Annotated in this window: 26 protein-coding genes; 17 read left to right on the plus strand and 9 right to left on the minus strand. The window is 68.1% G+C overall.

The window, feature by feature from the left end; translation table 11 throughout:
• Window positions 1–28: 28 nt before the first annotated feature.
• The 6 genes from KZJ41_RS10865 to ribB are packed head-to-tail and all read left to right on the plus strand — an operon-like array spanning window position 29 to window position 5,990.
• Window positions 29–1,207 (plus strand): sugar ABC transporter substrate-binding protein, encoded by a 1,179-nt coding sequence (locus tag KZJ41_RS10865; RefSeq protein WP_102799866.1) that lies wholly within the window; start codon window positions 29–31, stop codon window positions 1,205–1,207.
• Window positions 1,194–2,732: a sugar ABC transporter ATP-binding protein gene (locus KZJ41_RS10870; protein ID WP_251550757.1), complete on the plus strand. Its 1,539-nt coding sequence runs from the start codon at window positions 1,194–1,196 to the stop codon at window positions 2,730–2,732. The genes KZJ41_RS10865 and KZJ41_RS10870 overlap by 14 nt, the downstream gene beginning before the upstream one ends.
• On the plus strand, window positions 2,732–3,763 hold the full coding sequence (locus tag KZJ41_RS10875; RefSeq protein WP_251550759.1) for an ABC transporter permease: 1,032 nt from the start codon (window positions 2,732–2,734) through the stop codon (window positions 3,761–3,763). Before KZJ41_RS10870 ends, KZJ41_RS10875 begins: the two co-directional genes overlap by 1 nt.
• Before the next feature lie 24 nt (window positions 3,764–3,787).
• On the plus strand, window positions 3,788–4,291 hold the full coding sequence (locus KZJ41_RS10880; protein WP_048772970.1) for an NADPH-dependent FMN reductase: 504 nt from the start codon (window positions 3,788–3,790) through the stop codon (window positions 4,289–4,291).
• The gene (locus KZJ41_RS10885; RefSeq protein WP_102799863.1) at window positions 4,288–4,773 is read left to right on the plus strand and encodes a flavin reductase family protein; all 486 of its coding nucleotides are present in this window, start codon (window positions 4,288–4,290) and stop codon (window positions 4,771–4,773) included. Before KZJ41_RS10880 ends, KZJ41_RS10885 begins: the two co-directional genes overlap by 4 nt.
• A complete protein-coding gene (ribB, locus tag KZJ41_RS10890; protein WP_251550761.1) occupies window positions 4,770–5,990 on the plus strand; it encodes a 3,4-dihydroxy-2-butanone-4-phosphate synthase in 1,221 nt (406 codons plus the stop codon). The genes KZJ41_RS10885 and ribB overlap by 4 nt, the downstream gene beginning before the upstream one ends.
• Before the next feature lie 341 nt (window positions 5,991–6,331).
• Here the strand turns inward: ribB and KZJ41_RS10895 are convergent, their stop codons facing one another.
• Both KZJ41_RS10895 and KZJ41_RS10900 read right to left on the minus strand, forming a co-directional pair.
• Window positions 6,332–7,234, minus strand: coding sequence for a hypothetical protein (locus KZJ41_RS10895; RefSeq protein ID WP_146034302.1), 903 nt, complete (start codon window positions 7,232–7,234; stop codon window positions 6,332–6,334).
• Between the two features lie 62 nt (window positions 7,235–7,296).
• Window positions 7,297–8,334 (minus strand): HNH endonuclease, encoded by a 1,038-nt coding sequence (locus KZJ41_RS10900; protein ID WP_102799874.1) that lies wholly within the window; start codon window positions 8,332–8,334, stop codon window positions 7,297–7,299.
• A gap of 614 nt (window positions 8,335–8,948) precedes the next feature.
• Here KZJ41_RS10900 and KZJ41_RS10905 point away from each other — a divergent pair.
• The 3 genes from KZJ41_RS10905 (at window position 8,949) to KZJ41_RS10915 (ending at window position 12,734) form a co-directional block, all read left to right on the plus strand.
• Window positions 8,949–9,986 (plus strand): excalibur calcium-binding domain-containing protein, encoded by a 1,038-nt coding sequence (locus tag KZJ41_RS10905; RefSeq protein ID WP_251550763.1) that lies wholly within the window; start codon window positions 8,949–8,951, stop codon window positions 9,984–9,986.
• A gap of 448 nt (window positions 9,987–10,434) precedes the next feature.
• A complete protein-coding gene (locus KZJ41_RS10910) occupies window positions 10,435–11,313 on the plus strand; it encodes an alpha/beta fold hydrolase (protein WP_102799861.1) in 879 nt (292 codons plus the stop codon).
• Window positions 11,314–11,633: 320 nt separating this feature from the next.
• On the plus strand, window positions 11,634–12,734 hold the full coding sequence (locus tag KZJ41_RS10915) for a protein kinase (RefSeq protein ID WP_102799860.1): 1,101 nt from the start codon (window positions 11,634–11,636) through the stop codon (window positions 12,732–12,734).
• A 19-nt stretch (window positions 12,735–12,753) separates the two neighbouring features.
• Here KZJ41_RS10915 and KZJ41_RS10920 read toward each other — a convergent pair whose 3' ends face one another.
• From KZJ41_RS10920 to KZJ41_RS10930, 3 genes are all read right to left on the minus strand, one after another.
• A complete protein-coding gene (locus KZJ41_RS10920; protein WP_040275812.1) occupies window positions 12,754–13,221 on the minus strand; it encodes a hypothetical protein in 468 nt (155 codons plus the stop codon).
• A gap of 102 nt (window positions 13,222–13,323) precedes the next feature.
• Entirely contained in the window at window positions 13,324–13,947 is a 624-nt protein-coding gene (locus tag KZJ41_RS10925; protein ID WP_102799859.1) for a DUF3558 domain-containing protein, read from the minus strand.
• Window positions 13,944–14,276 carry a hypothetical protein gene (locus KZJ41_RS10930; protein ID WP_102799858.1) on the minus strand — a complete coding sequence of 111 codons (333 nt, stop codon included), beginning with the start codon at window positions 14,274–14,276 and terminating at the stop codon, window positions 13,944–13,946. Before KZJ41_RS10930 ends, KZJ41_RS10925 begins: the two co-directional genes overlap by 4 nt.
• Window positions 14,277–14,518: 242 nt before the next feature.
• On the opposite strand from KZJ41_RS10930, the gene KZJ41_RS28600 reads away from it, so the two are divergent.
• From KZJ41_RS28600 to KZJ41_RS10950, 5 genes are all read left to right on the plus strand, one after another.
• On the plus strand, window positions 14,519–14,815 hold the full coding sequence (locus KZJ41_RS28600; RefSeq protein ID WP_102799857.1) for a type VII secretion target: 297 nt from the start codon (window positions 14,519–14,521) through the stop codon (window positions 14,813–14,815).
• A complete protein-coding gene (locus KZJ41_RS10935) occupies window positions 14,812–16,191 on the plus strand; it encodes a WXG100 family type VII secretion target (protein WP_251550765.1) in 1,380 nt (459 codons plus the stop codon). The genes KZJ41_RS28600 and KZJ41_RS10935 overlap by 4 nt, the downstream gene beginning before the upstream one ends.
• Window positions 16,192–16,295: 104 nt before the next feature.
• Window positions 16,296–16,502 carry a hypothetical protein gene (locus KZJ41_RS10940; protein WP_251550767.1) on the plus strand — a complete coding sequence of 69 codons (207 nt, stop codon included), beginning with the start codon at window positions 16,296–16,298 and terminating at the stop codon, window positions 16,500–16,502.
• Window positions 16,496–16,783, plus strand: a complete 288-nt coding sequence (locus tag KZJ41_RS10945) for a hypothetical protein (protein WP_251550770.1) — start codon at window positions 16,496–16,498, stop codon at window positions 16,781–16,783. Before KZJ41_RS10940 ends, KZJ41_RS10945 begins: the two co-directional genes overlap by 7 nt.
• A gap of 66 nt (window positions 16,784–16,849) precedes the next feature.
• Entirely contained in the window at window positions 16,850–18,064 is a 1,215-nt protein-coding gene (locus tag KZJ41_RS10950; RefSeq protein WP_006939485.1) for a GNAT family N-acetyltransferase, read from the plus strand.
• Window positions 18,065–18,088: 24 nt separating this feature from the next.
• Here KZJ41_RS10950 and KZJ41_RS10955 read toward each other — a convergent pair whose 3' ends face one another.
• The 4 genes from KZJ41_RS10955 to KZJ41_RS10965 all read right to left on the minus strand — a co-directional run bounded on the left by KZJ41_RS10955 (window position 18,089) and on the right by KZJ41_RS10965 (window position 20,699).
• The gene (locus KZJ41_RS10955) at window positions 18,089–18,769 is read right to left on the minus strand and encodes a DedA family protein (RefSeq protein ID WP_044476109.1); all 681 of its coding nucleotides are present in this window, start codon (window positions 18,767–18,769) and stop codon (window positions 18,089–18,091) included.
• Window positions 18,770–18,825: 56 nt separating this feature from the next.
• The gene (locus tag KZJ41_RS10960) at window positions 18,826–19,974 is read right to left on the minus strand and encodes a serine hydrolase (protein WP_065922738.1); all 1,149 of its coding nucleotides are present in this window, start codon (window positions 19,972–19,974) and stop codon (window positions 18,826–18,828) included.
• A 103-nt stretch (window positions 19,975–20,077) separates the two neighbouring features.
• Window positions 20,078–20,212, minus strand: coding sequence for a hypothetical protein (locus tag KZJ41_RS28445; protein ID WP_006939481.1), 135 nt, complete (start codon window positions 20,210–20,212; stop codon window positions 20,078–20,080).
• A gap of 37 nt (window positions 20,213–20,249) precedes the next feature.
• Window positions 20,250–20,699, minus strand: coding sequence for a DUF5994 family protein (locus KZJ41_RS10965; protein WP_102799854.1), 450 nt, complete (start codon window positions 20,697–20,699; stop codon window positions 20,250–20,252).
• Window positions 20,700–20,890: 191 nt separating this feature from the next.
• Here KZJ41_RS10965 and ppk2 point away from each other — a divergent pair, with 191 nt between their 5' ends.
• From ppk2 to KZJ41_RS10980, 3 genes are all read left to right on the plus strand, one after another.
• A complete protein-coding gene (gene ppk2, locus KZJ41_RS10970) occupies window positions 20,891–21,838 on the plus strand; it encodes a polyphosphate kinase 2 (RefSeq protein WP_006939479.1) in 948 nt (315 codons plus the stop codon).
• Between the two features lie 104 nt (window positions 21,839–21,942).
• Entirely contained in the window at window positions 21,943–22,152 is a 210-nt protein-coding gene (locus KZJ41_RS10975) for a hypothetical protein (protein ID WP_044476108.1), read from the plus strand.
• A 33-nt stretch (window positions 22,153–22,185) separates the two neighbouring features.
• Window positions 22,186–22,881 (plus strand): alpha/beta fold hydrolase, encoded by a 696-nt coding sequence (locus KZJ41_RS10980; protein WP_102799853.1) that lies wholly within the window; start codon window positions 22,186–22,188, stop codon window positions 22,879–22,881.
• The last annotated feature ends 3 nt before the right edge of the window (window positions 22,882–22,884 follow it).

Here is a 22,884-nt window from a genome sequence, read left to right on the forward strand (position 1 = left end):
ACCTCCTCTTCCCCCTCCAGGAGAATTCATGCGCACCACCCTTCCCGGCCGGGCCGCGATCGCCGCGCTCACCCTCACGGCCGCCCTCGGTCTCGCCGCATGCAGCAGTTCCGGCTCCGGCGGCGGCGACGTCTCCGACGTCGACGTCGCGGCCGGCATCGAATACGCCCGCGCCCAGCTCGCGAAGTACGCGGCCGACCCGGAGTTCACCCTCGAGGCCGAGCCCTTCCCGATGCGGAACATCGCCGGCAAGACGATCTTCGCGATCCCCACCAACAGCGAGAACCCCTACAACGTCGCCGTCGACGAGGAATCGAAGAAGGTCGCCGAACGCTACGGCGCCACCTGGATCGAATACACCAATCAGGGCCAGCCCGCCCAGTGGGCCACCGGCGTCGAGCAGGCCGTCAACCAGAGGGTCGACTTGATCATCCTCTCCCAGGGCATCGACGCCTCCCTCATCAAGCCGGCCCTCGAAAAGGCCGAGACGGCAAATATTCCCGTGCTGCTCACCCACACCATCCTGCGCGGCGAGTCGCTGCCCGCCGGCCTCGAGGGCCTCGTCGACGCCACCACCGACGCCCCGCTCGCCGAGGCCAACCGCCTCACCGTCGACTGGATGATCGATCAGACCGACGGCGAGGGCAACGCCCTGATCATCACCTCCAACGAGGTCCCGCCCGCCAAGGCCGAGGTCGCGGCGATGGAGGACGAGATCGCGCAGTACTGCCCCCGGTGCGAATACAAGATCGTCAACGTGCCCGTCGCCGAGTGGGCCACCAAGATCCAGTCCGAGGTGCAGTCAGCCCTCTCCGCCGACCCCACCATCAACTTCGTCCTGCCCATCTACGATTCGATGTCGCTCTATGCCCAGTCCGGCATCAAGGCCGCCGGCAAGACCGGCCAGGTCGAGATCTCCTCCGTCAACGGCACCCCCGCCGTGCTGAAGATCCAGCAGGACGACGGCATCGTCACCATGAACGTCGGCGAATCCATCCCGTGGCTCGCCTGGGCCACCATGGACCAGGCCGGCCGCCTGCTCCTGGGCTACGACCCCGTCCCGGACGGTGCCCAGCAGACCCCGCTCAAGCTCATCACCGCCGACAACATCGACGAGACCGGCACCCCGCCGCAGCCCGACAAGGGCTACGGCACCGCCTACGTCACCGGCTACGAGGCCCTGTGGGGGTCCAGTGAGCAGCCCTGACCCCATCGTCAACATCGTCGGCCTGTCCAAGACCTTCGGCAGCCACACCGTCCTGAAGGACGTCGGCCTGACGATCCACGCCGGCGAGGTGCACGGCCTGCTCGGCGAGAACGGCTCCGGCAAGTCCACCCTCATCAAGGTCCTCGCCGGTTTCCACGCCCCCGACCCCGGTGCCGCCCTGCAGGTCCGCGGCCGCGACGTGCCCCTGCCCGTCCCGGCCGGCGGGTTCCGCGAACTCGGCATCAGCTTCGTCCACCAGGACCTCGCGCTCGTGCCCGACCTGTCGGTGGTGGAGAACCTGCGCGTCGGGCCCGTCGTCGCCGGCTCGAGGCCGTGGATCTCGTGGCGGCGCGAGAAGTCGACCGCGCGAGCGCTGTTCGACCGTTTCGGCCTCGACGTCGACCCCGATGCGCCGGTGTCGAGCCTCGGCGAGACCGACCGCGCGCTCGTCGCGATCCTGCGGGCCGTGGAGGAACTCGGCGACCGCCGCACCCTCCTCGTCCTCGACGAGCCGACCGTCTTCCTCCCCCGCGAGGGCACCGACCTGCTGTTCTCCGTCGTCCGCGAGATCGTCGCCGACAGGAAGGCCGCGGTGCTGTTCGTCTCCCACGACCTCGACGAGGTGCTCGACCACACCGACCGCGTCACCGTCCTGCGCGACGGCGTCTCCCAGGGCACCCACCGCACGCGCGACCTCACCGCCGTCTCGCTCATCGATCTCATCGTCGGCCGCAGCCTCGACTCCGCCGACCCCCGCGTCGCCGGTCCCGTCCGCGACTTCGACGACGCGGCGCCGCTCGCCCGGATCGAGGAACTCGAGACCGCGACCGTCGACGGGATCGGCTTCGACGTGCGGCCCGGCGAGATCGTCGGCCTCACCGGCATCGCCGGCTCCGGCTACGACGATGTGCTGCCCGCCCTGTACGGGGCCCGACCGGCCCGCGGGGGAAGGTTGACGATCGGCCCCGACACCGTTGCGCTACAGACGATCACCCCGATCGACGCGCTCGACCGCAACGTGGTGTACGTGCCGCCGGACCGCAAGGTGGAGGGCAGCGCAACGGAGCTGACCGTCGCCGAGAACGTCACCCTGCCGATCCTCGGCGCGGGCCTGGTCAAACCGGGCGCGCTCAGGGCCGTCGCCGCGTCCCTCGCCGAACGCTGCGACGTGCGGCCCCGCGACCCCCAGGCCGTCTACGGTTCCCTCTCCGGCGGCAACCAGCAGAAGGCCCTGCTCGGCAAGTGGCTCCAGACCAACCCGGCGCTGGTGCTGCTCGCCGAACCCACCCAGGGCGTGGACATCGGTGCTCGCGCCCGCATCTTCGAGATGCTCCGTGAGACGGCGCGCGGGGGAGCGGGCATCGTCGTCGCCAGCTCCGACTACGAGCAGCTGTCGGTGCTGTGCGACCGCGTCCTCGTCTTCTCCCGCGGCCACATCGTCGCCGAACTCACCGGCGACCACCTTTCCAAGCACCACATCTCGGACAGCGTCCTCGGACTGACCCGACAGGAAGTGAAAGCCTGATGTCCGTCACCCTCGACAAGACCACCACTGCGAAAACCCCGGCACCCGTGGCGGGCTCCGCCCGGCCGCGCGTCGCGCTCGGCCCGCTGGTCGAAAAGTACGCGCTCGTGCTGGCCCTCGTCGCCGTCGTGCTCGTCTTCAGCGCGCTGCGCCCCGAGATCTACCCGACCGCGAACAACCTGCAGAACATCCTCGGTTCCCAGGCCGTACTGCTCATCCTCGCCCTCGGACTGATCGTGCCGCTCACCGCCGGCGAGTTCGACCTCTCGGCCGTGTCCACCATGTCGCTCGCCGCGATGACCATCGCGGTGCTCAACGTCCAGCAGGGCTGGTCGCTGCTGCCGGCCATCGCCGTCGCCGTGCTCGTCGCGCTGTTCGTCGGCGTCGTGAACGCCGTGCTCGTCGTCCGGCTGCACATCGACTCGTTCATCGCGACGCTCGGCAGCGGCACCGTCGTCCTCGGCGTGGTGCAGTGGATCTCCGACTCCACCTCGGTCACCGGCATCGACGCCGCGCTCGTCGACGCCACCATCGGCACCCGCCTGTTCGGGGTGTCGCTGCAGTTCTACTACGCCCTCGCCCTCGTCCTGCTCACCGCGGTGATCTTCCAGTACACGCCGATCGGGCGCCGGCTGCTGTTCGTCGGGCGCGGCCCGCAGGTCGCGCGGCTCAGCGGCCTGCACGTCGACCGCATCCGCGGCGGCGCGCTCGTCACCTCCGCGCTCGTCGCGGCCCTGGCCGGCATCGTCTACGCCGGCATGCTCGGCGGCGCCGACCCGTCGTCCGGCCAGTCGTTCATGCTGCCGGCGTTCGCCGCCGCATTCCTGGGCGCCACCGCGATCGTGCCCGGCCGCTTCAACGCCTTCGGCACCCTCGTCGCGGTGTACTTCCTCGTCGCCGGGGTCGTCGGGCTGCAGATGCTCGGCGTCGCCAGCTTCGTCCAGCAACTGTTCTACGGCGGCGCACTCGTCGTCGCCGTCGCCCTCTCCGGTGCGGTCCGTCGCCGCACCGCCACCCGATCCGCGCGCTGAGCGCCCGACCGAAGGACACCCGCCATGAAGACCACGGTCGTCGCCGGCAACCCCAAGCCCGGCTCCCGCACCCTCGACGCCGCCACCCTCCTGGCCACCGAACTCACCGGCGCCGCACCCGACCACGTCGTCGACGTGATCACCCTCGGACCCGGCCTGCTCGGCTGGGGCGACGACGCCGTCAAGGCGGCGGTGGACACCGTCGCCGCCTCGGACCTCGTGGTCGTCGCCAGCCCCACGTTCAAGGCCACCTACACCGGCATCCTCAAGCTGTTCCTCGACCAGTTCGCCACCGGCGACGGCCTGCGCGACGTCACCGCCGTGCCGCTCATGCTCGGCGCCGGCCCGGCCCACGCCCTGGCCCCGGACCTGCTGCTCAAGCCGGTCCTCGTCGAACTCGGTGCCACCACCCCGGCGCCGGGTCTGTACCTGCTCGACTCCACCTACACCACCGACACGCGGATCGCGGACTACGCCCAGCGCTGGGCTCCGGTCCTGCGGTCCACTCTCCGGACGGAGGCCCGATGACCACCCTGACCCTCGACGGCGCCGCGCTGCGTCGCGCCTTCGCCCACGTCCCGTCCGGGGTCGTCGCGATCTGCGCCGACACCGGCACCGAACGCCTCGGCATGGCCGCGAGCACGTTCGTGCCGGTGTCGTTGGATCCGCCGCTGGTGGCATTCTGCGTGCAGAACACCTCCACCACCTGGCCGAAGCTCGCGGCACGACCGCGACTGGGCATCAGCGTCCTGAACTCCGACGGTGCCGCCCGGGTGCTCGCGGCCAAGGACGGCGACCGGTTCGCCGGCATCGACACCGAAACCCGGGACGGGGGAGCGCTGTTCGTCGCCGGCTGTAGCGTCCGGCTGGACGTGTCGATCGAACAGCAAGTGCCCGCGGGCGACCACGCCATCGTCGTGCTGCGGGTCCACGAACTGCACTGCGACGACTCCGGCACCGAGCCGATCGTGTTCCACCGCAGCGCCTTCCGCCGGCTGGTGGCGTCGTGAACCGGATCGAGGCGGCGCTGGCCGCACTGCGCGCGGGGCGGCCCGTCCTCGTCGCCGACGACGCCGACCGCGAGAACGAGGGCGACGTGATCCTCGCCGCCCACCACGCGAGTCCGGAGTGGATCGCGTGGACCGTGCGGCACACCTCGGGCCTGCTGTGCGCGCCGATGACCGGCGCCCGCGCCGACGCCCTGGACCTGCCGGCGATGGTGACCGACAACCAGGACCCGAAGCAGACCGCGTACACGGTGACTGTCGACGCCGCGCGCGGGGTGAGCACCGGCATCAGTGCCGCCGACCGCGCCACCACGCTGCGGGTGCTCGCCGACCCCACCGCCACCGCCCGCGACCTGATCCGGCCCGGGCACATCCTGCCGCTGCGCGCCCGGCCCGGCGGGGTGCTCGAACGTCCCGGCCACACCGAGGCCGCCGTCGACCTGTGCGCGCTCGCCGGGCTGCCCCAGGTCGGGGTGATCGCCGAACTCGTCGCCGACGACGGGTCCATGATGCGCATGCCCGGCATCGAGGACCTCGGCGCCCGGCACGACCTGCCCGTCCTCACCGTCGCGGAGCTGATCAACTACCGCGCCGCGCACCCGCTGCCCGCAACCGTGGTGCCGGCCGGGCGGGTGATCCGCGCCGACGAGACCGTGATGCCGACCCGGTTCGGCACCTTCCGTGCCGTCGGCTACCTGGACCGGCACACCGGTGCCGAGCACCTGGCGCTGCTCGCCGGCGACCCGGTCGACGGGGCGCTGGTGCGGGTGCATTCGGAGTGCCTGACCGGGGAGTCGTTCGCCTCCCAGCGCTGCGAATGCGGCCCGCAGCTCGACGCCGCCCTCGAGCGTCTCGCCCACGAGGGCGGGGTGCTGGTGTATCTGCGCGGGCACGAGGGCCGTGGCATCGGACTGCTGAAGAAGCTGGCCGCCTACCGGCTGCAGGACGGCGGCCTGGACACCGTGCAGGCCAATCTGGAACTGGACGAACCCGCCGACGGCCGCGAATACGGCGGTGCCGCCGCGATCCTGCACGACCTCGGTGTGCGGTCGGTGCGGCTGCTCACCAACAACCCGGCCAAGATCTCCGGGCTCGAGGACAACGGCATCGTCGTGTCGGGGCGGGTGCCGCTGCACGTCGGCAGGGCCCCGGCGAACGTGCGTTACCTCGAAGCCAAACGACGGCGGATGGGACATCTGCTGCCGGCGGCGGGAGGCTGAGGCGCAGAACATTATCCGCGCACCTCGCAGTCATCCGCTCGTGCAATTGCAGGAGCGGATGACTGACGGCCGAGCGGCTGTGAGGGCCTTTCAGCGGTTGCGTGACTCGAACTCGTCGAGTGCGGCGACGATGCGCGCGACGGTGTCTTCGATGCCGGTGCACTACTGGGATTCCGGCAGGGGAACGTTCCGGTCGCGAAAGTGGACGCGGCCGAATATCAAGACTCCGTTAGCCGTTCGACGCTCATTCCACATCGGTACGGCAGGGGCGAGTTGGTCTCGGGCAGCGCGCATCGTACCGCCAGTTGGGTGGGCACGATGTCGTCCCCGTTGTCGGTTGCTTAATCGCAGTAGTCGCATCGACCGGTAGCCGGAAGAGCCGTGCGGTGTACCGGGCAGAAATCGGTTTGGGTGTGTCCTGTCGACGCTTCCCGGCGAGCCGCTGCGGACCGCGTGGCCGCCACCTTGGGCGTGAGCGTGGGTTCTCCACCGTCCGCGGGCAGGTTGTCGGCATAGGCGCGGTAGCACTCGAGCCGGGCCCAGGCGGCGTGATGATCGAGGTCATCGGGAATGGGCTTACTGGCGGTCTCGAGGACGTAGCGGTAACCGTCGCCGACGGTGTGGTCCTGCTTGACGCAGAGTGCCGTGAGCGGGGGCTCGCCGCGACGTGCGCATTCGTCGACTACTACTCCGAGGACCTTTCCGATCCAATTGCGCATCTGTATTCGGGTGCGAATGCCGGCTTCTTCTTGGACTTGTTCGGCCAGATCCACGTAGGTGATGAATCCGTTGTATCGCCGCGCAGTGCGCTCGAGAATGCCCTGGGCGGCCACCGCCCACGCCGCCCGAGCGTCGGCGAATGCCACCCGCGAGCCGTCGCTGATTCGCCAAGTTCCGGGTGTGGTCATGCCGGTGCCCCCGTCATTCCCGTCATTCGCTTCCGAATCGGTTCCGGATGCCGCCGTGCTGGTGTCGACCGAGGTCTCGGCGGAATCGAGCTCGTTCTGCTGGGCTCCGTGCGGCCGGTACACGCTCGTCTCGAAACCGATCTTGCCAAGCTGTGACAGGGCGTGATGGGTGTTGTAGCCGGAGCGCGGGCGACCACTCAAAATTCCCCATACCTGCTTGGGTGGGTACCTGACGCCTCCCACATCGACCCAGTGTTCCTGCACGCCTTCCGGTGCCATGCGGCGAATCGCGGCAATCGCAGTGGACAACTCCTCGGGCAGGGGCGCGTCTGTCATTCCGCTATTGGACCAAACGGATAACGGTGGGGACCGCAACCACGGTCCGTCTCGTGTCGTCCTCAACCCGTGTGAAGCTCGTAGTCCTGCACCTGCCGCCACAGCAGGGACCCGACGGGCAACGATCCGTACATGCCCTCAGCCGCCGAGGCTGTTCGCCGAAAAAGCACCGGCATCTTCGTGCCGGCAGCGACATCATCGAGATGGGCACGGTCCAGTGCCCGCCGAATATGCATCCGGACCGGCACGCTAGCGGACTTGTCAAGATTGCAGCGAGTGTCGGCTGCGACGAGATTCGCGACGCCGTCGATCGGGACGAGGGACCACGGCACGACGTGATCGATCTGCACATCGTCGCGCATGCGGGTCGCGCAGTAGAAGCACCTATCACCCTGTAGATCGCGGAGTGGATCGACGAGAGCTCGCAAGGCGACGCGGTCGGCACCGAACAGAAAGCCGTCGAGGTCCTCTGCGTCGAGCTCGGTACGGTTCAAGGCTATTACGTCCTGCGCCCACAGTGAGCGCACGAATGCCCGCAGCAACGTCGAGGTGCGTCGCAGACCCTCGGGGACGCCCGGACGTAGGACGATCATTGCGACCCGGTTGACGTCGGCGACCGTCATCTTCTTGCGGAACGCGGAAGCATCGAACAGGAAGTCGTCGCGTATGCGGGTATGTAGAACCGTCTGCAGGTGTGTGAGCGGGTATTGCGCGACGGTTTTCCGCAGCGAGCGCACCAAGGCCTGATAGGAGGGATGCGAAGCGGCGCGAGCTGCCTCTGCGGTGCGCAATCCCTCACGGATCAAGTCGTTCCGCGCCTCGGCAATTCGATCCGGCATCGAGCGGCCCCTCTTCACCTGAGCGAGTGGACCATGCTGCTGAAACGGCCGCACCTGCTGCCAGTAGTAGGCGACGATCCGGTGGGTGATCTCGTCGATCGGAACCGCGAGGCTGCCGTCGGGCGCGGGCGTGTTCTCGACGCAGATGTCCACCAAGGCCATGACTGTCGCAAGCTTGTAGGTGGATTCCCGTCGACCTGTTTCGAGCAACTGCACGACGCGGCCTGCGACGTCGAGCGGGTCCAGGCTCGCGGGGCTCATGGTCGGCACCCTATACGCCGTCGACCGACGACCGTGTCCTGACAGTCGAGGGACTCGAGGCGGACCCGCACGCACTGACGAGCCTGGCGCGCGTCCGATTCCGGTTGCTCATCCACGTCTTTGCGAAGAACCTCCGACCCGGGAACAGGCGATCAGGCGCCTTCCTTCGATATCGTCGCTGTCGGGACCGGCAGGCGGGAGACGGTGGGGGACAACTCGAGATCCGCGAATCCGTGGTCAACGATGACGGGATCCGCTACGAACTCTGCGAGCAGATCGGCGAGGGTTGTCGACAGACGGGACAGGAGGAGAAGGCTTGCTCATCTGAAAGGTGCTCCTCGAACTGCTCCGACATGACCCTGGGCAAGCCATAACCTCGCAGTTCAGGGCGTCATTCTTTGTCTGCGACATCCTGCACTCACGAACCACCGTGAAAGCGCGAGGTTGGCGAAGCCCGTCCAGGGGGAGACGGCCCACGACCGTCTGCTGTACGTCTGCCGGTGCGTAATGGCCTATTCGTACCGAACGATTACCTCAATGAGTGAATCAGCGTGAATGCGCTTTCGCATCGATGATCTTGAAGTAGGACCGGCGAGGGCATTATGGCCGAGAGCATGACGCCATCAGAGGCGAAAGCCATCGCTGAGCGCTACCTGAGGTCTCTCGGGTTCGTCCCGACTGCCGGCGGTGGATCGAGCCGCATGAATATTCGGGCACCGGGGTTGGTTGCGAAGGTAACTGTTCGTGCCGCCCCCGTCAGCCGATCCGAACTGACGAGCTTCTACATGGATCGCGATATAGGTACGGCCGAGGCGCGAGCGTACTTTGCGATCAACGGCTACGGACCAACGGCTGTCGACTATGCAAGAACGCATCGGATCCAATTGTTCGAGATCGATCGTGCCGGTCGCGTCACTGAGCGCAACAAGGTAGGACTCTGCGCGCCCGATACGGTGGCGCCTCCGTCGTGGCCTTCGCAGAAGAAGGCCGAGTCTCGTCATGAGCGGCCTACCGATCCCCGAGACCAGACGATGAAGGTCTGGGAGAGGCATGAAGCGGAGCAAGCTAGGAGACTGCTACTTGCGGTCGCCAAGTCTGTCGGTGCCGCGACTTTTGCCCGCTTGTCGAAGTTGGCAGAGGCGGTGCCAGAGCGGAGGACGCGGAAGACCCCAGCGAATCAACGTGCAAACAGGGGGCTCGTGGCGGTCGGTGTGGTGATGTTCATTGTTGTCGGAGGAAGCGTGTTGGCCGGCGTGAACAGCTCGAACTCCGACCGCCCGGTAGAACCGCCGCAAGTGTCATCCACGACGACTACTCGTGAACTCTCCTCGGCGGCCACGACACAGCAGACTTCGCCAGAGGCAATTCGCACACCGTCGGAGATCGTGTCATCGAGCTCTGTACCGACGACCACCGTGTTCAGGCCGCCGCCCCCCGAGTACATGCCGTCGGAGACCACGACGTACGTGCCCGCCCCACCGGTGAACACGCCCGAGTACACCCCACCACCGCCGGCGCCTGAATCGTTCGCCTATTACAAGAATTGCGACGCTGCCCGCGATACCGGCGTTGCACCGCTCTTGCGCGGTCAGGCGGGCTATAGACCTGAACTCGATCGGGACGACGACGGCGTAGCTTGTGAATGGAATTGATCGTCCCAGGAACAACGCGAGCGCTGAGTGCGGCCGACCACCAAATTCGGCAGTCACCGCGCGTGCCGCATCCTGAACATCCGCTTCACGATTCTCATGTCACGCTCGGGGGCGTCGACCGCGAACAGGGCCAGGGGCGGCCGGAACCGTTCCACCGTCACCGCGTGAGGCTGGCTCGAGGTCGGCGCGCTCGCGTTCGGCGATCCAGTCGTCGATTCCGCCGAGGAGCGCCCGACGGGTGGGGAACCAGCTCGAGGAGATCACCTGACCGCGGAGAGGGAGATCAGCTGTCCGCAGCAGGGAGATCAGCTGTCCGCCCACAGGGACGCCCTCCTGTCCCTTCGCCCTTGCCTCGAGTCCGCGCTCCCGGGTAGCCGCCGGCATGGACACACCCTTTCCGAGAGGTCCACTATGAACGTGGTATCTCCACCGTGCGAAGGGGGTCGCCGTGCCCACGCCCGCCTCGGCCTGGTCGCCGCCGCTGCCCGAGGCGTCCGGCTTCGACCATCTCGTCGTGGAGACGCCCGGACTGCATACTCACGTCGCCGCCATCGGCGAAGGTGAGCCGGTCGTGCTGTTGCACGGATTTCCCGAGCACTGGTGGCAATGGCACGCCATAGCTCCGGTCATCGCGGCCTGCGGCTACCGGGTCATCTGCCCCGACTTGCGCGGGGCCGGCTGGACCGTGGCGGACGATCCGCGTGTCGAGCGCGAAACCAGGCTCCGCGACCTGCTCGCCCTCTTCGACGTCCTCCACATCGAGCGCACCCACCTCGTCGCCCACGACATGGGCGTCCTGACCGCAGTGCAGCTGACCTACGACCACCCCGAGCGGGTTCGCACGGCAGTGCAACTCGCCGTGCCCCCGGCCTTCCTGACGTTCAGCCCGAAGGTCCTGCCAGGCTTCCGGCACCTGCCCTCGTTGGTCTGGCACCGCCCGGGCGCCTCACTGCGCGGAACCTTCTCCCAGGCGTACGTTGCCCGCCCGATGTCGGAGGAAACCGTCGAAGCGCACCTCGCCCCGATGCACCGCCCCGACATCGACGGCGCGGTGCGTCCGCTCCTGCGTGGCATGGTGCTGCCCGAAGCCGTGCGCATGGCACGGGGGGTCTACCGACGTCGGAGGCTCACGGTGCCGACCCTCGTCGTGTTCGGCCGCCAAAACCGCCCGTGGAACGAACAGCTGGGGCGCATCTGCCGCAATCCGGGGCGGTACGCCGATCGCATCGAGTTCGCCTACGTCGACGACGCAGCGCACTTCATCACCGACGACGCTCCAACCGAGGTCGCCGAGCTCGCGATCGACTGGTTCGAACGAGCAGCATGACGTAGGGCTCACTACTCGGTCTTTCGCTCACCGCTCCGAGCACTCTTGCGTGTCTCACTGGGCGGAGCGCAGCGGCCTCGGGGGCGTGGTTGCTGGGCATCGCCGTTTCGAACCTCCGGGGAGGCAGCGCCGGTCTGGACAGGACACGCCGGGTGGTTGTCGAGTGACTCGAGGCAGACCTCCACGCGCTGACGAGCCTGGTGCGCGCTCGATCCGGTTGCTCATCCACATCTCGGCGAAGCTCCTCGGACGCGGGGACAAGACGATGGGGCGCCTTCCTTCGATATCGTCGCTGTCGGGACCGACGGGCGGGAGGCGGGGTGGGACGACTCGAGGTCGGCGGATCCGTGGTCAACGATGACGGGATTCGCTACGAGCTCTGCGAGCGGATCGGCGAGGGCGGATTTGGTGAGACCTACCTGGCCTACCGCCTCGCGCGGAACTCGGGTCGTCGGGTCCGGAGAGTGTGCGTCAAAGTGTGTCACAACATCGACGATTGGCACGGGGAGGCGTTCTTCGGTCGATTGCTCCACGGCAACGACCGGGCCGTCGCGCTACACGACTCGTTCGTCGTTGCCGCCGGTCGTGGCGGGCGACGGCGCCTGCACCTGCTCGTGTTCGAATACATGCCGGATGGAACCGTCGCCGACCTCGTCGAGGCGAACGGTCGCGGGTGGAGTCCGTCGCGCGTGCGCACGGAGGTCGGTGCCCTACTGAAATTGCTTGCGACGATGCACAACGTCGGCATCACGCACCGCGACATCACACCCCAGAACGTCTTCCTCCGGGGTGGACGGCTCGTCCTCGGCGACTTCGGTATTTCCCGGATGACACTCGATCCCCGCAAGGCGAAGGTGACCGCTTTCACGCCCGACTTCGTTCCGGACGCGGTGTGGGTCCACCACAACTGGGGTCCCGGCGACGACGTGTTCCAACTGGGACTCCTCGCGTGCACCCTGCTGAGTGGCGAGATCTGGACGGCACGTGACGTGAAGCAACTGCGAACTCTGACGGCGCCGGACGATCTGAAGTGCTGGATCTGGCACGCGACGGCCGCCAAGGCGAAGAAGTATGTCGACGCACTCGACGCAGGTGAGGCATTGACGACGCTGGCGAAAGTCAACATGCGGTCGGGACGGGGCCCCGCGTCATTGGAGGGCCATCGGGTGGTCTTCACCGGCAAGCTCCAGCGATGGACCCGGAACGAGGCCGCGGAGCTCGTCCGGCGCGCCGGCGGACACGTGCAGGATGCCGTCGGCGACTCGACCACGCTGCTCGTGCGAGGGGACGTCCGCAATGGGCTGAACGAGTCCGAGGGACGCAAGCTGTACGCGGTGCGGGAACGCCTGCGGCTCGGGCAGAGGATCTCGATCGTCGGTCAGACGGGCCTCGAGCGTCTGCTCGGACAGCGGCACAGGTGACCGGAACGAGCCGCAGGGATCACGCTGGGGGCCACGTGCCGATCGGAAGCGTGTCGGGGAACTCGTACTCGCATCCCAGTTCGTCGAGCGGGGGTGCGTCCGGGCTGTCGCGGAACCACGAAACGCACGCGTCGGCGGCCAAGACTACGTCGCGGGTGAAGAGGTAGCCCTCGGTGCAGTCGTCGAAGTGACCGTCGAAGAACCACCGGTCGAGCTCGAGCCCCTCCACAGCGTGAGTGTCCAGCCGCAGCCGGCCGAGGACGGTCCGGGAGCGGCGGACCATCAGCACACCGTCTGCCAGCACGTGTACCTGCGCGCACACCACCGGGCTTTCGTCGTCGTCCTCGTCGTAGTCGCGCGGAACGACGTAGCCGCTCGGTCCCAGGTCGATGACGAGACCCGTCGGCTTGTCGGTGAACGAGTCGACGAGCCAGTCGATCATTCCGTCCCAGGTGTTGATCTCCGGGACGTCCGTGCTGTCGTTCACCGGCCGCCTCCTCTGTGGTTCCTCCAGTGTGATCGACCGTAGCGCGGGGCACCGACACAAAGGTGGTGCTCTCTGCCTGAATCATGCGGATGCGAATGCCGTTCAGCGCGACGTCGATTCGAAGTCGTCGAGAACCGCGACGATCCGACCGACGGTGTCCTCCAGGCCGACGCACCACTGTGATTCCGGCAGGGGAGCGCTGCTGTCGCGGAAGTGGATTCGGCCGAATATGAGCACCCCATATGACGTTTCGACGCTCATGCCGCATCGGTACGGCAGGGACGTATTGGTCTTCAACAGTGCTCTCCGGCCGGCGAGTTCCGTGAGCACCATGTCATCACCGTTGCCGGTGGCCTTCTGCCGCTCCTCCTCGAAGTCGAAGTTGGCGGACAGTACGGACAGACCATAGTTGGCCAGGATTCCGGGGATGTGCACGATGCCGTCGTAGGAGCAGCCGAGCATCGTGAAATGCGTGGCGGCGAAGTCCGCATTGTCCTCGGTTCTCGGGTCGTAGCCGGCGGCGGTGAGCACGTCGTCGGGAATGTCGAGGCAGGGGTCGAAGGCGACGAGCGGTCGATCGGATTCGTCGACCAGGCGCGGCACGCGTGTCGTGGTGGTCACGGGGGTCGGCGGCTCGCTCGTAGTGATGGCGGAGTGTGAAGGCACCGCGCAGCCGGCGAGCACCCCGACAGCGAGCAGGCCACCGGCGGTGCGGCGGCCGGTCACTGCTCGTCCAAACTTGCGCCGTGCAGACGCTGCACCCAGTCGTACTCGGCGGCAAGGAAACCCTCGCCACCGGCGGCGAACAGGTCCCGCATGTCCTTGAGCACCACATAGAACTGTTCGAGCCGTTCGTAGAGCGATTCGGGTGTGCCCTGGGCCTTGCGCACGAATCCGGCGCGGAGAGCCTCGGCCGACGCGAAGCCACCGAAGCTGGGCGCATCGGACAGATTGCCAGCCTTCTCAGCCGCGTCTTTCAGCGTTCCGAGCATGGTGTCGCAGATCGCGACGATCTCGTCGATCGTCTGCGGATCCAGACGAAGTTCCCCGGCCATGAAATCCCCCCATGATGTCCATCGGCCCGGGTACTGTAGCGCGCCGACGGCATGGGAACGCCACCGCTCGAACGCGAGGCACTGGCGACTGATGGGCGGGACGACCGGGAGTCTGCCGACTCGGTGAGCGTTGCCGCGGAAGTCGTCAGGTTTTCGGCATCGGGTCATCCGACAGTCGTAAGTAGGGGCGGTCCTTCTGTGTAAGGTGCATCGGGCAGGTTGGGGACACAGGGGGCAACTGCATGGGGGAGAGCGTTTTCGTCGTGCCGGAAGAACTCCGGTTGCTTGCAGCAAGGACTGCGGACGCCGTTGCCGCACTGGAGAAATGCACCGACAGGTCGGAAGTCGGGGATCTGCTTTCCGGATCGGGTACCGCGATTGCATGTGAAGAGGTGTGGACAGCCGTGGTCGCATCGATGTCCCGATTGGCCGCTCGTCTGCGCGACGTGGCGATGAGGGCTGATGCTGCTGCGGATTCGTATTCGGAGGTGGATCGTGCGTCGGCCGACGCATTGCGCGACCTGCGGGGCAGAGTGTGAGTCCGGCGACGAGAGAGCAGGCCCAACGCTGGGACACCGCTTCGCTGGTCGTGATCGCAGCTGCATGGGAGGAACTTGGTGACGAAATCGACCGGCGTAAGCGCGACGTGGAGCGCGACTTCGACGACTCGCACCGGTTTTGGCGAGGAGCAGCCGGCGATCACGAACGCACCAGGATGCAGCGATTCGTGGATGCGGCGAATCGCGCGGCAGGAGCTCTCGAACGTTGTGTCGATGTTGCTCACCGCGGAGCCTCGAGCATCGAGGCCGCGCGATCGTACGTAGTGCATGCCATCGCGTTGGCGGAATGTGAGGGGTTTCGGGTTGCGAACGATGGGCGTGTCTCGGCGGTCGATGTGGCCGGAGCCTCGAATGAAGTCGCGAGCCGACACGAGACGGAAATTGTCCGCGCGTTGACCGTACTGGGCGACGAAGACGCGCGGGTGGCAACGGCGATGCGGAGAGCGCTCGAGTCGCTCTCCGCGATGCAATCGGACGAGGTTCGGTTTCCGGCGGACGTGGTGTTCGCCGGACCCGCGCCTGCCCCGGGGGCAGACTCCGGCGACGAGCGGCGTGCGGATGCCGCCGATGCATTCGAACGACTCACAGGTCGGTTCCCGCTCGACCCGGTGGACTGGGCGACGGCGTACATCCTTGTGGCGAACAGCTTCGCCGAGAAGTACGCGGGAGTCGGGCCGGAGGTCGTCGCGGGTCGGATCGAACCCGTGCCGGGTCAGGGCGTAGTGCGGATCGGGCTCTACATCCCGTCCGAAACGGTGGTGAACCTGCCGCAGGATCTGGGTGACCATCGGTCCGAGGATCCCCGATTCGACGTCGAGGACACACGAGTCGCGATCTACGTCGACTACGAGAACGGCATGGTGATCGCCCGTCAGAATCCTTCGGTGTCGGTCGACGGTGACGTGCGGGTCGGTGTGCCGACCGTAGACGTCCAGCAGGCGACCGACGGTGCCGTTCGGATCCAGTACCACGCGAGAAACCCTCTCGCTCCGGATGTGTCGACGCCAACGCATACGGTCAACGGTGACATCGTGGTATCGCCGCGGCCGGAAGGAATTGCTGTCGACGGTGTGATCACGGATTACCCGGCGCTCGAGGTCTATCGGGATACGCCCATGGGCGGTACGGAAACTGTCACGATCGACCCTGCCGACAGTGGCAGCGAATACGGTCCGCTCATCAACCTTCCGTTCCATCATTCGATCGGGGTCGGAACGGAAGCGTTCGAGCGTTTCAGGTCTGCGTACGCTCAGTTGCCGCCTTACGAGGCGGGGACACGTCCCGATGCGGATCCGCACCAGCCCACGCGGCTCGGTGGTACGGAGGATGCGCTTCGTGTGGTGGTCGTCCGATGATTCGGCCGGTCCTCCCGCCTGGGCTTTCACAACGGCTCGATCGGATCGGCTTCTGGGAGGCCGCCACGTGGTCCCTGCCGTTTGCCGCAGCCGGCGGAGCGTCGTTGTTCGTCGGGATTGTCGCCGCGATCGGCACGATCGACCATCGGGCGAACCCGACGGAAGGGTGGATCCTCGCTGTCGTCGCCGCACTCATGGGTGCCGTCGCTGCCGTGCTGGCGCGCTCACGCGCCGAACGTGACCGCGGCATTGCGCTCGGAGTCGGTGGGGCCGCGGTAGTTCTCTGTGTCGTGTGGTTGTTGTCGTGGTGAGCCGTGAGTCGTGGTGGACCAATCGCATCGACTGGTTCGGCCCGGAGAGCTTCGTCGGGGCGCTGTGCGGACTGGGGTGCGGGGTGTCGGTCCCTCTCGGCGTTGCCGGCGGCGACGCAGCGTGGCCGTACCTCGGTCCACTCGTCGGTGGGGGATTGCTGACGGCGTTCCGCGGGCCGGTCCGTCGATTCGGCACGGGGTTGGCCATCTCCAGCGTCGCGGTCCCGTCGCTGCTGGTCGGTGTCCTGTTGTTCGGTGGGGTGGCGGCGGTGTTTCGATGAACGGCGGGCCCGGGCGGAGGGCACGTCTGGGCGGTCCCGTCGCCGTGATCCCCGTATGCTGCGGTAATGCCGGAGATTCGAGTCCTGGACACCGAAGCCGAGCTGCTGACGGCGGCGAAGCTGTTCCGTACCGCGATGATCGGGATGCCGGCGCCGAATCCGCTCGAGCCGGGACAGATCCTCACCCAGCGCGAACAGGGCCGCACCCTCGGGGCGTTCGTCGACGGGCAGATGGTCGGCACGGTGGAGTCGGCGTCGAGTGGCATGGTGCTGCCCGGCGGCCGGCGGGTTCCGCACGCCGCCGTGACGCACGTCGGCGTGCTGCCCACGCACACGCGGCGGGGTGTGCTCTCGGCGTTGATGCGTCGTCAGCTGAGCGATGCCCAGGACCGGGGTGAGGTGGTGACGTCGCTGCGGGCCTCCGAGGCGACGATCTACGGCCGCTTCGGGTACGGCGTCGCCACGACGACGCACACCGTCGAGCTCGACGTGCGGCGGGCGGTGCTGCGTCCGTCGGTGGGCGAGGGCGAACCGGTGCGGCTCGTCGATCCGCACCACGCGTGGGACCTGCTGTCGCGCATTGCCGACGCCAATCCGTCGTCGCGGCCCGGAAGCATCGATCGCATCCCGCCGTGGTGGCGGTCGCAGGAGCACCGGATCGTCGGGGACCGCGAGCCCCGGTACGTCGCGGTGCACGGTGAGCCGGGCGCGGAGACGGGCTTTGCCCGGTACCGGCCGATCGGCACCGACATGTGGTTCGGCAGCCGGGATCGGACGGTCGTCGTCGAGGACTTCTTCGCCCCGACCCGCACCGCCTACCTGGGCCTGCTCCGGTTCCTGCTGAACCTCGATCTCGTCGACACGTTCGTCTTCGCCGCGCTCCCGCAGGACGATCCGCTGCCGTGGCTGCTGACGGACTCGCGCGCGGTGCGCTTGCGCAGTGCCGGCGACGAGACGTGGCTGCGCATCGTCGACGTGCCGGCCGCGCTGCGTGCGCGGACCTACGCCGGCACCGGAGAGGTGCGGCTGGCCGTGATCGACGAGCGTCTCCCGGAGAACACCGGGACCTATCGGATCTCGGCGGCGGGGGCCGAGCGGGTGGACGAGCCGGCGCAGCTCGAGGTGGACGTGTCCGCGCTCGCCGCGACGCTGCTCGGCGGGACCCGGTGGCATCAGCTGGAGGTCGCCGGCCTGGTGCGGGTGCTCGACGACGAGGCGCTCCCGGTGGTCGAGCAGCTGTTCGCGACGGCATCGGCGCCGTTCGCCGGCGTCATGTTCTGATCCCGCCCGGGCGCAGTGTCGTGGTCAGCTCGCACCGCTCTGCGCGCGACGCTTCCGGACACGCTTGACGATGGCGTAGCCGAGGAACAGGACGACGGCGGCGATCACGATGTTCTGGAACACCGACGCGTACGGCTCGACCCGCGCCCAGTTCGCTCCCAGCCCGTAGCCGGCGAGGACGAAGATCGTGTTCCAGACGAGGCTGCCGGCGGTGGTGAACAGCACGAATCGCCACGCGGGCATGCGGGTGACGCCGGCGGGGATGGAGATGAGGCTGCGGAACAGCGGGACCATCCGGCCGAAGAACACGGCCTTGCTGCCGTGCCGCTCGAACCATGCGGTGGTGCGGTCGAGGTCCGCGACGTCGACGAGGGGGAGCCTGTCGACGATCCGGCGGATGCGGTCCGGTCCGACGCCGCGCCCGGCCGCGTAGAGGCCGAGGGCGCCGGCGAGCGAGCCGAGGGTGGTCCAGAACAGCGCCCCGAAGAGGGTGAAGCTGCCCAGGCTCGCGGCGAAGCCGGCCAGCGGCAGGATGACCTCGCTGGGCAGCGGCGGGAAGAAGTTCTCCAGCGCGATCGCGATCCCCGCTCCGACGCCGCCGAGCCGGTCCATGAGGGACAGCGCCCAGCCGGCGAGGCCCTCGGTCGGGACGGCGGCGTCGGCCGGTATGGCGGCGAGGAGTGGTGCAGTCACCTCACCCACGATAACGGCGGATCACGCCGGATCCGGCCGACGTGAGGGCCGCCACGGCCTCGTCCCGGTCAGGATCCGGCGAGCGCGGCCTGCAGCTTCTGCACCACGGCGGGGGCGGGGTTCTGGTTCTGGGCATTGGGGATGTCGCTGTTGACGGCCACGAGGATGATGTCCTGGGTGTTCTTGTCGTAGCCGAAGTAGGTGTTGAAACCGGGCAGCTCGCCGGTGTGGCTGAGCCAGCCGTCGGCGTCGCCGAGCCCGAGCCCGTACGCCGCGGTCGCGGTGTTCGGTGGCAGCCCGTACAGGAACGACGACATGCGCACGTCCTGGGTCTGCTGGTCGTAGAGCCCCTCGCCGGTGCCGATGGCCTTCGCCCAGATCTGCAGGTCGTCGAGGGTGGAGATCATCGCCCCGGCGGCCCATGCCCACGAGGGATCCCAGTTGGTGGGGTCGGTGGTCTGTCCCTCCGGCTGGCCCTGCTCGGTGATGCCTTCGAGGTGGGGGGAGGGGATCTCGGCGGTGTCGGGGAAGGAGGTCTCCCGCATCCCGAGCGGCTCGATGATCTTCCCGGTGATGTAGTCGCCCAGGCTCTGCCCGCTGACCTGCTCGACGACCAGGCCGAGGGCGATGAGGTTCGAGTTCGAGTACTCCCACTTCTCCCCGGGCGGGAAGTTCGGCGGCGCTCCACGCACGATGTCGAGCAGCTGCTCGGGAGTCCAGGGCTTGGTCGGGTCGCCGAAGAGCTGGTTCTGGAAGTTCTCGTCGAAGGTGTAGCTGGGGATGCCGCTGGTCATGTCGGCGAGCTGGCGCAGGGTGGCGGTGTCGCCGTTGGGCAGGCCCGGCACGTACTTGCCGATGGGGTCGTCGAGGGACAGCTTGCCGTCCTGCATCAGCTGGAGCACCGCGGTGACGGTGAACGTCTTGGTGATGCTGCCGATGCGCGTGTGGTCGGAGGCGGTCGGGGGCTCGGTGGAGTCCTGGCCTGCGGTCCCGGAACTGCCGGTCCACTCGTAGTCGGCGGTGATCACCCGCGCGACGACGCCGGGGAACTTGAAGTCGTTGCGCACGTCGTCGAGCGCGGTCTGGAACTTCTCGGCCTGGGCCGCGTCGGGCGCGCGGGTGGTCGTCGTCGCGGAGTCCTCGGTGCCGGTGTCGGAGCCGCAGGCCGCGGCCACCACCACGAATGCGCTCACGGCGAGGATCGAAAGACGGCGCATCGCAGCTCCCAGGGTCGGCAGGATGACAACATCATCGGACCTCAGTGTGAACCCTGCATCGTCGGAACGCGTGCTGTTCGATCATGAAAGCGGCGGCGGGCGCTCAGTTCGGTGCGGAGAAGAGGCCGGAGTAGTCGTACGGTCCGTGACGCCGGGTGTCCGCCTCGAGGTCGGCGGTGGTGTCCGGCTCGGCGGGCTTGCCGGGCTGAAGGAAGATCGGGTACTCGTGGTGCTGCATGGTGTCCTGTTCTGTGGAGTGATCGGGGAGGGAAGGGTCAGTGGTCGCCGGGCGCATCGGTGACTGTTCGCATGATCTCGTAGGCGCGGTCCGGATCGGTGTGGGGATCGACGAGCGTCAGCGCGATCCGCGTGTCGTTCTCGCCGAACAGATACATCAGGTTCGCCGGCTGTCCGGGAATCGGACCGGTGATCTCGATGCCGTCGACGTCGTCGATGCGTCGCTGAGCGGAGCTGACCGCATTCCATTCGAACGCGATCCGGGAGACGGACCCGAGCCGCGGGGCGAGCGCCGAGATCAGGTCGTGCAGCTCCGAGGTGATGTTCGAGGTCCAGGGAAACCATGCGCCGTCGACGGACGACGTGGGCGCCCCGGCAGGTCGCAGCAGCAGCCGCGGGGTGCGTGTGGGCTCGGGGAACGGCTGCGTTCCCGCCCGTGCCGGCGCATCCCGGCGGGTGCCGGGATGTGGAGGCGGTGTGTGCGTCACAGGACGCTCCTTGGTCGGCCGCGAATCAGCCGGAAAGATGTTCCAATCGGGGCCCATCGAGCGGGAGGCTCGACGCGAGATGCCCATCGATACCCGAAGCCTACAGGGTGGGGCCGGGAACGGGCGAATGTGCAGCGGGTCGCACACCCGATCGAACCGCGGGGTGCGGGGACCGGCGGTAATCTCACGGAGTGGACGAGTTGAACGAGAACGGCGAGCCGTTCGAACTCGCGTCGGACGGCCAGGTCGACGTCACCCCGGAGATCGACGAAATCGGCGAGCTGCTGCGCAAGTCGGGCCGCGAGAACCTGGTCGCCGACGTCGACGAACCGTGGCGGCACGGGTATCCGTACGACACGAAGATGACACGGCGGCAGTACGAGGCCCGCAAACGCAGGCTGCAGATCGAACTGCTCAAGCTGCAGGCCTGGGTCAAGGAGTACGACGAGAAGATCGTCATCATCTTCGAGGGCCGCGACGCGGCCGGCAAGGGTGGGGCCATCAAGCGGTTCACCGAGCACCTCAATCCCCGCGGCGCGCGGGTGATGGCGCTCGAGAAGCCCACCGAGCGTGAACGCACGCAGTGGTACTTCCAGCGCTACGTCGAGCACCTGCCGGCCGGCGGGGAGATCGTGCTGATGGACCGGTCCTGGTACAACCGGGCCGGCGTCGAACGGGTGATGGGCTACTGCACCCCGAACGAGTATCGCGAATTCACCCGCTCCGCACCGGAATTCGAGCGGATGCTGGTGCAGTCGGGGATCCATCTGGTCAAGTTCTGGTTCTCGGTGGGCCGCGAGGAGCAGCACGCGCGGTTCGTCGCGCGCAGCACCGATCCGGTCAAGCAGTGGAAACTCTCGCCGACGGACCTCGCGAGCCTCGACAAGTGGGACGCGTACACCGAGGCGAAGGAGGCGATGCTGTTCTACACCGACACCCCGCACGCGCCGTGGACCATCGTCAAGGCGAACGACAAGAAGCGTTCGCGGATCGAGGCCATGAAGTGGGTGCTGCACCGCTTCGACTACACCGGCAAGGATCCGCGCGTGGTTCGCACCCCGGATCCGCTGATCATCGGCTCGCCCGAGACGGTGTACGACGAGGGGGAGCGCCCCTCGGAGTCCTTTCCGACGATGTGATCTGCGCCCGGCGACCGCCCGCGCCGTTTCGGGGTGCGGGAGACCGGGTACTGCGAGAGGGCCGAACCGGCGGACGCCGGCCGACATCGAAAGGACGTCACACCGTGGGAAGTCCGGATGAGCGCGATGAGCGCGAAGAGCCCGTGGAGGCCACCGACCGCCCCGCCCCGGTCACCCGGGAAGACCTGGAGAACCTGGTGGACGACATGGAGAAGCGGGTCGAGTCCGAGCGCGAGGAGGAGGGCGTCGAGGGCAGCGTCTCGGACCGCGAGGAGCAGAAGCCGATCGTGACGGGCGACGAGGCGCCGGACTGACCGGGCCGTGTCGTCACCGACCGGGAGCCGCCGATGCCCGATGCCATGACCCGTGCCTTCGTCCTGCTGCCGGGGGCCGGCTCGGACTCGTGGTACTGGCACCGGGTGGTGCCGCTGCTGCGCGAGTGTGGGCACGAGGTCGTCCCGGTCGACCTGCCGTACACCGATCCCGGCGCCGACCAGTACACCTTCGCCGACGTCGTGGTGGCGGCCGGCCGTGACGTCGCGCGGCCGCCGACCTTGGTCGCGCAGTCGATGTCCGCGTTCACCGCGGCGATCGCCGCCGAGCGGATGCCCGTCGACGGGCTGATCCTGGTGGCCCCGATGATTCCGGCGCCGGGCGAGTCGCCGGGGCAGTGGTGGTCGGCGGTGGGGCAGGCCGAGGCGAAGCGCGCGCAGGACGTCGCCGAGGGGCGCGATCCGGACGCGCCGCTGGATCCGCGCGGGCTGTTCTTCCACGACGTGCCCGCCGACGTGGTCGACGAGGCCTTCGCGCACGAGCAGCCGGGCATGTCGGAGGCGGCGTTCGAGCCGGCGTGGCGGGCGCCGCGGTGGCCGGACGTGCCGGTGCGGGTGATCGCGGGCCGTCACGATCGGTTGTTCCCGTTGCCGCTGATCGAGCGCCTCGCTCGCGAGCGGCTGGGCGTGGAGCCCGAGGTGATCGACAGCGGGCACCTGCCCGCCCTCGCCCGCCCGGCGGAACTGGCGTCGCTGCTGCTGCGGGAGTGAGGA

The organism is Rhodococcus sp. 11-3, assembly GCF_023704055.1.
In the GTDB taxonomy this organism is placed as follows: domain Bacteria; phylum Actinomycetota; class Actinomycetes; order Mycobacteriales; family Mycobacteriaceae; genus Rhodococcus; species Rhodococcus aetherivorans.

Bases quoted from the DNA above. Each gene is read 5' to 3' on its own strand.
- KZJ41_RS10950 (WP_006939485.1), top strand. From the start codon at position 16,850: ATGCCGGAGATTCGAGTCCTGGACACCGAAGCCGAGCTGCTGACGGCG.
- KZJ41_RS10880 (WP_048772970.1), top strand. From the start codon at position 3,788: ATGAAGACCACGGTCGTCGCCGGCAACCCCAAGCCCGGCTCCCGCACC.
- KZJ41_RS10885 (WP_102799863.1), top strand. From the start codon at position 4,288: ATGACCACCCTGACCCTCGACGGCGCCGCGCTGCGTCGCGCCTTCGCC.
- KZJ41_RS10980 (WP_102799853.1), top strand. From the start codon at position 22,186: ATGCCCGATGCCATGACCCGTGCCTTCGTCCTGCTGCCGGGGGCCGGC.
- KZJ41_RS10895 (WP_146034302.1), bottom strand. From the start codon at position 7,234: ATGACAGACGCGCCCCTGCCCGAGGAGTTGTCCACTGCGATTGCCGCG.
- KZJ41_RS28600 (WP_102799857.1), top strand. From the start codon at position 14,519: ATGGGGGAGAGCGTTTTCGTCGTGCCGGAAGAACTCCGGTTGCTTGCA.
- KZJ41_RS10900 (WP_102799874.1), bottom strand. From the start codon at position 8,334: ATGAGCCCCGCGAGCCTGGACCCGCTCGACGTCGCAGGCCGCGTCGTG.
- KZJ41_RS10865 (WP_102799866.1), top strand. From the start codon at position 29: ATGCGCACCACCCTTCCCGGCCGGGCCGCGATCGCCGCGCTCACCCTC.
- KZJ41_RS28445 (WP_006939481.1), bottom strand. From the start codon at position 20,212: ATGCAGCACCACGAGTACCCGATCTTCCTTCAGCCCGGCAAGCCCGCC.
- KZJ41_RS10930 (WP_102799858.1), bottom strand. From the start codon at position 14,276: ATGGCCGGGGAACTTCGTCTGGATCCGCAGACGATCGACGAGATCGTC.
- KZJ41_RS10875 (WP_251550759.1), top strand. From the start codon at position 2,732: ATGTCCGTCACCCTCGACAAGACCACCACTGCGAAAACCCCGGCACCC.
- KZJ41_RS10905 (WP_251550763.1), top strand. From the start codon at position 8,949: ATGACGCCATCAGAGGCGAAAGCCATCGCTGAGCGCTACCTGAGGTCT.
- KZJ41_RS10960 (WP_065922738.1), bottom strand. From the start codon at position 19,974: ATGCGCCGTCTTTCGATCCTCGCCGTGAGCGCATTCGTGGTGGTGGCC.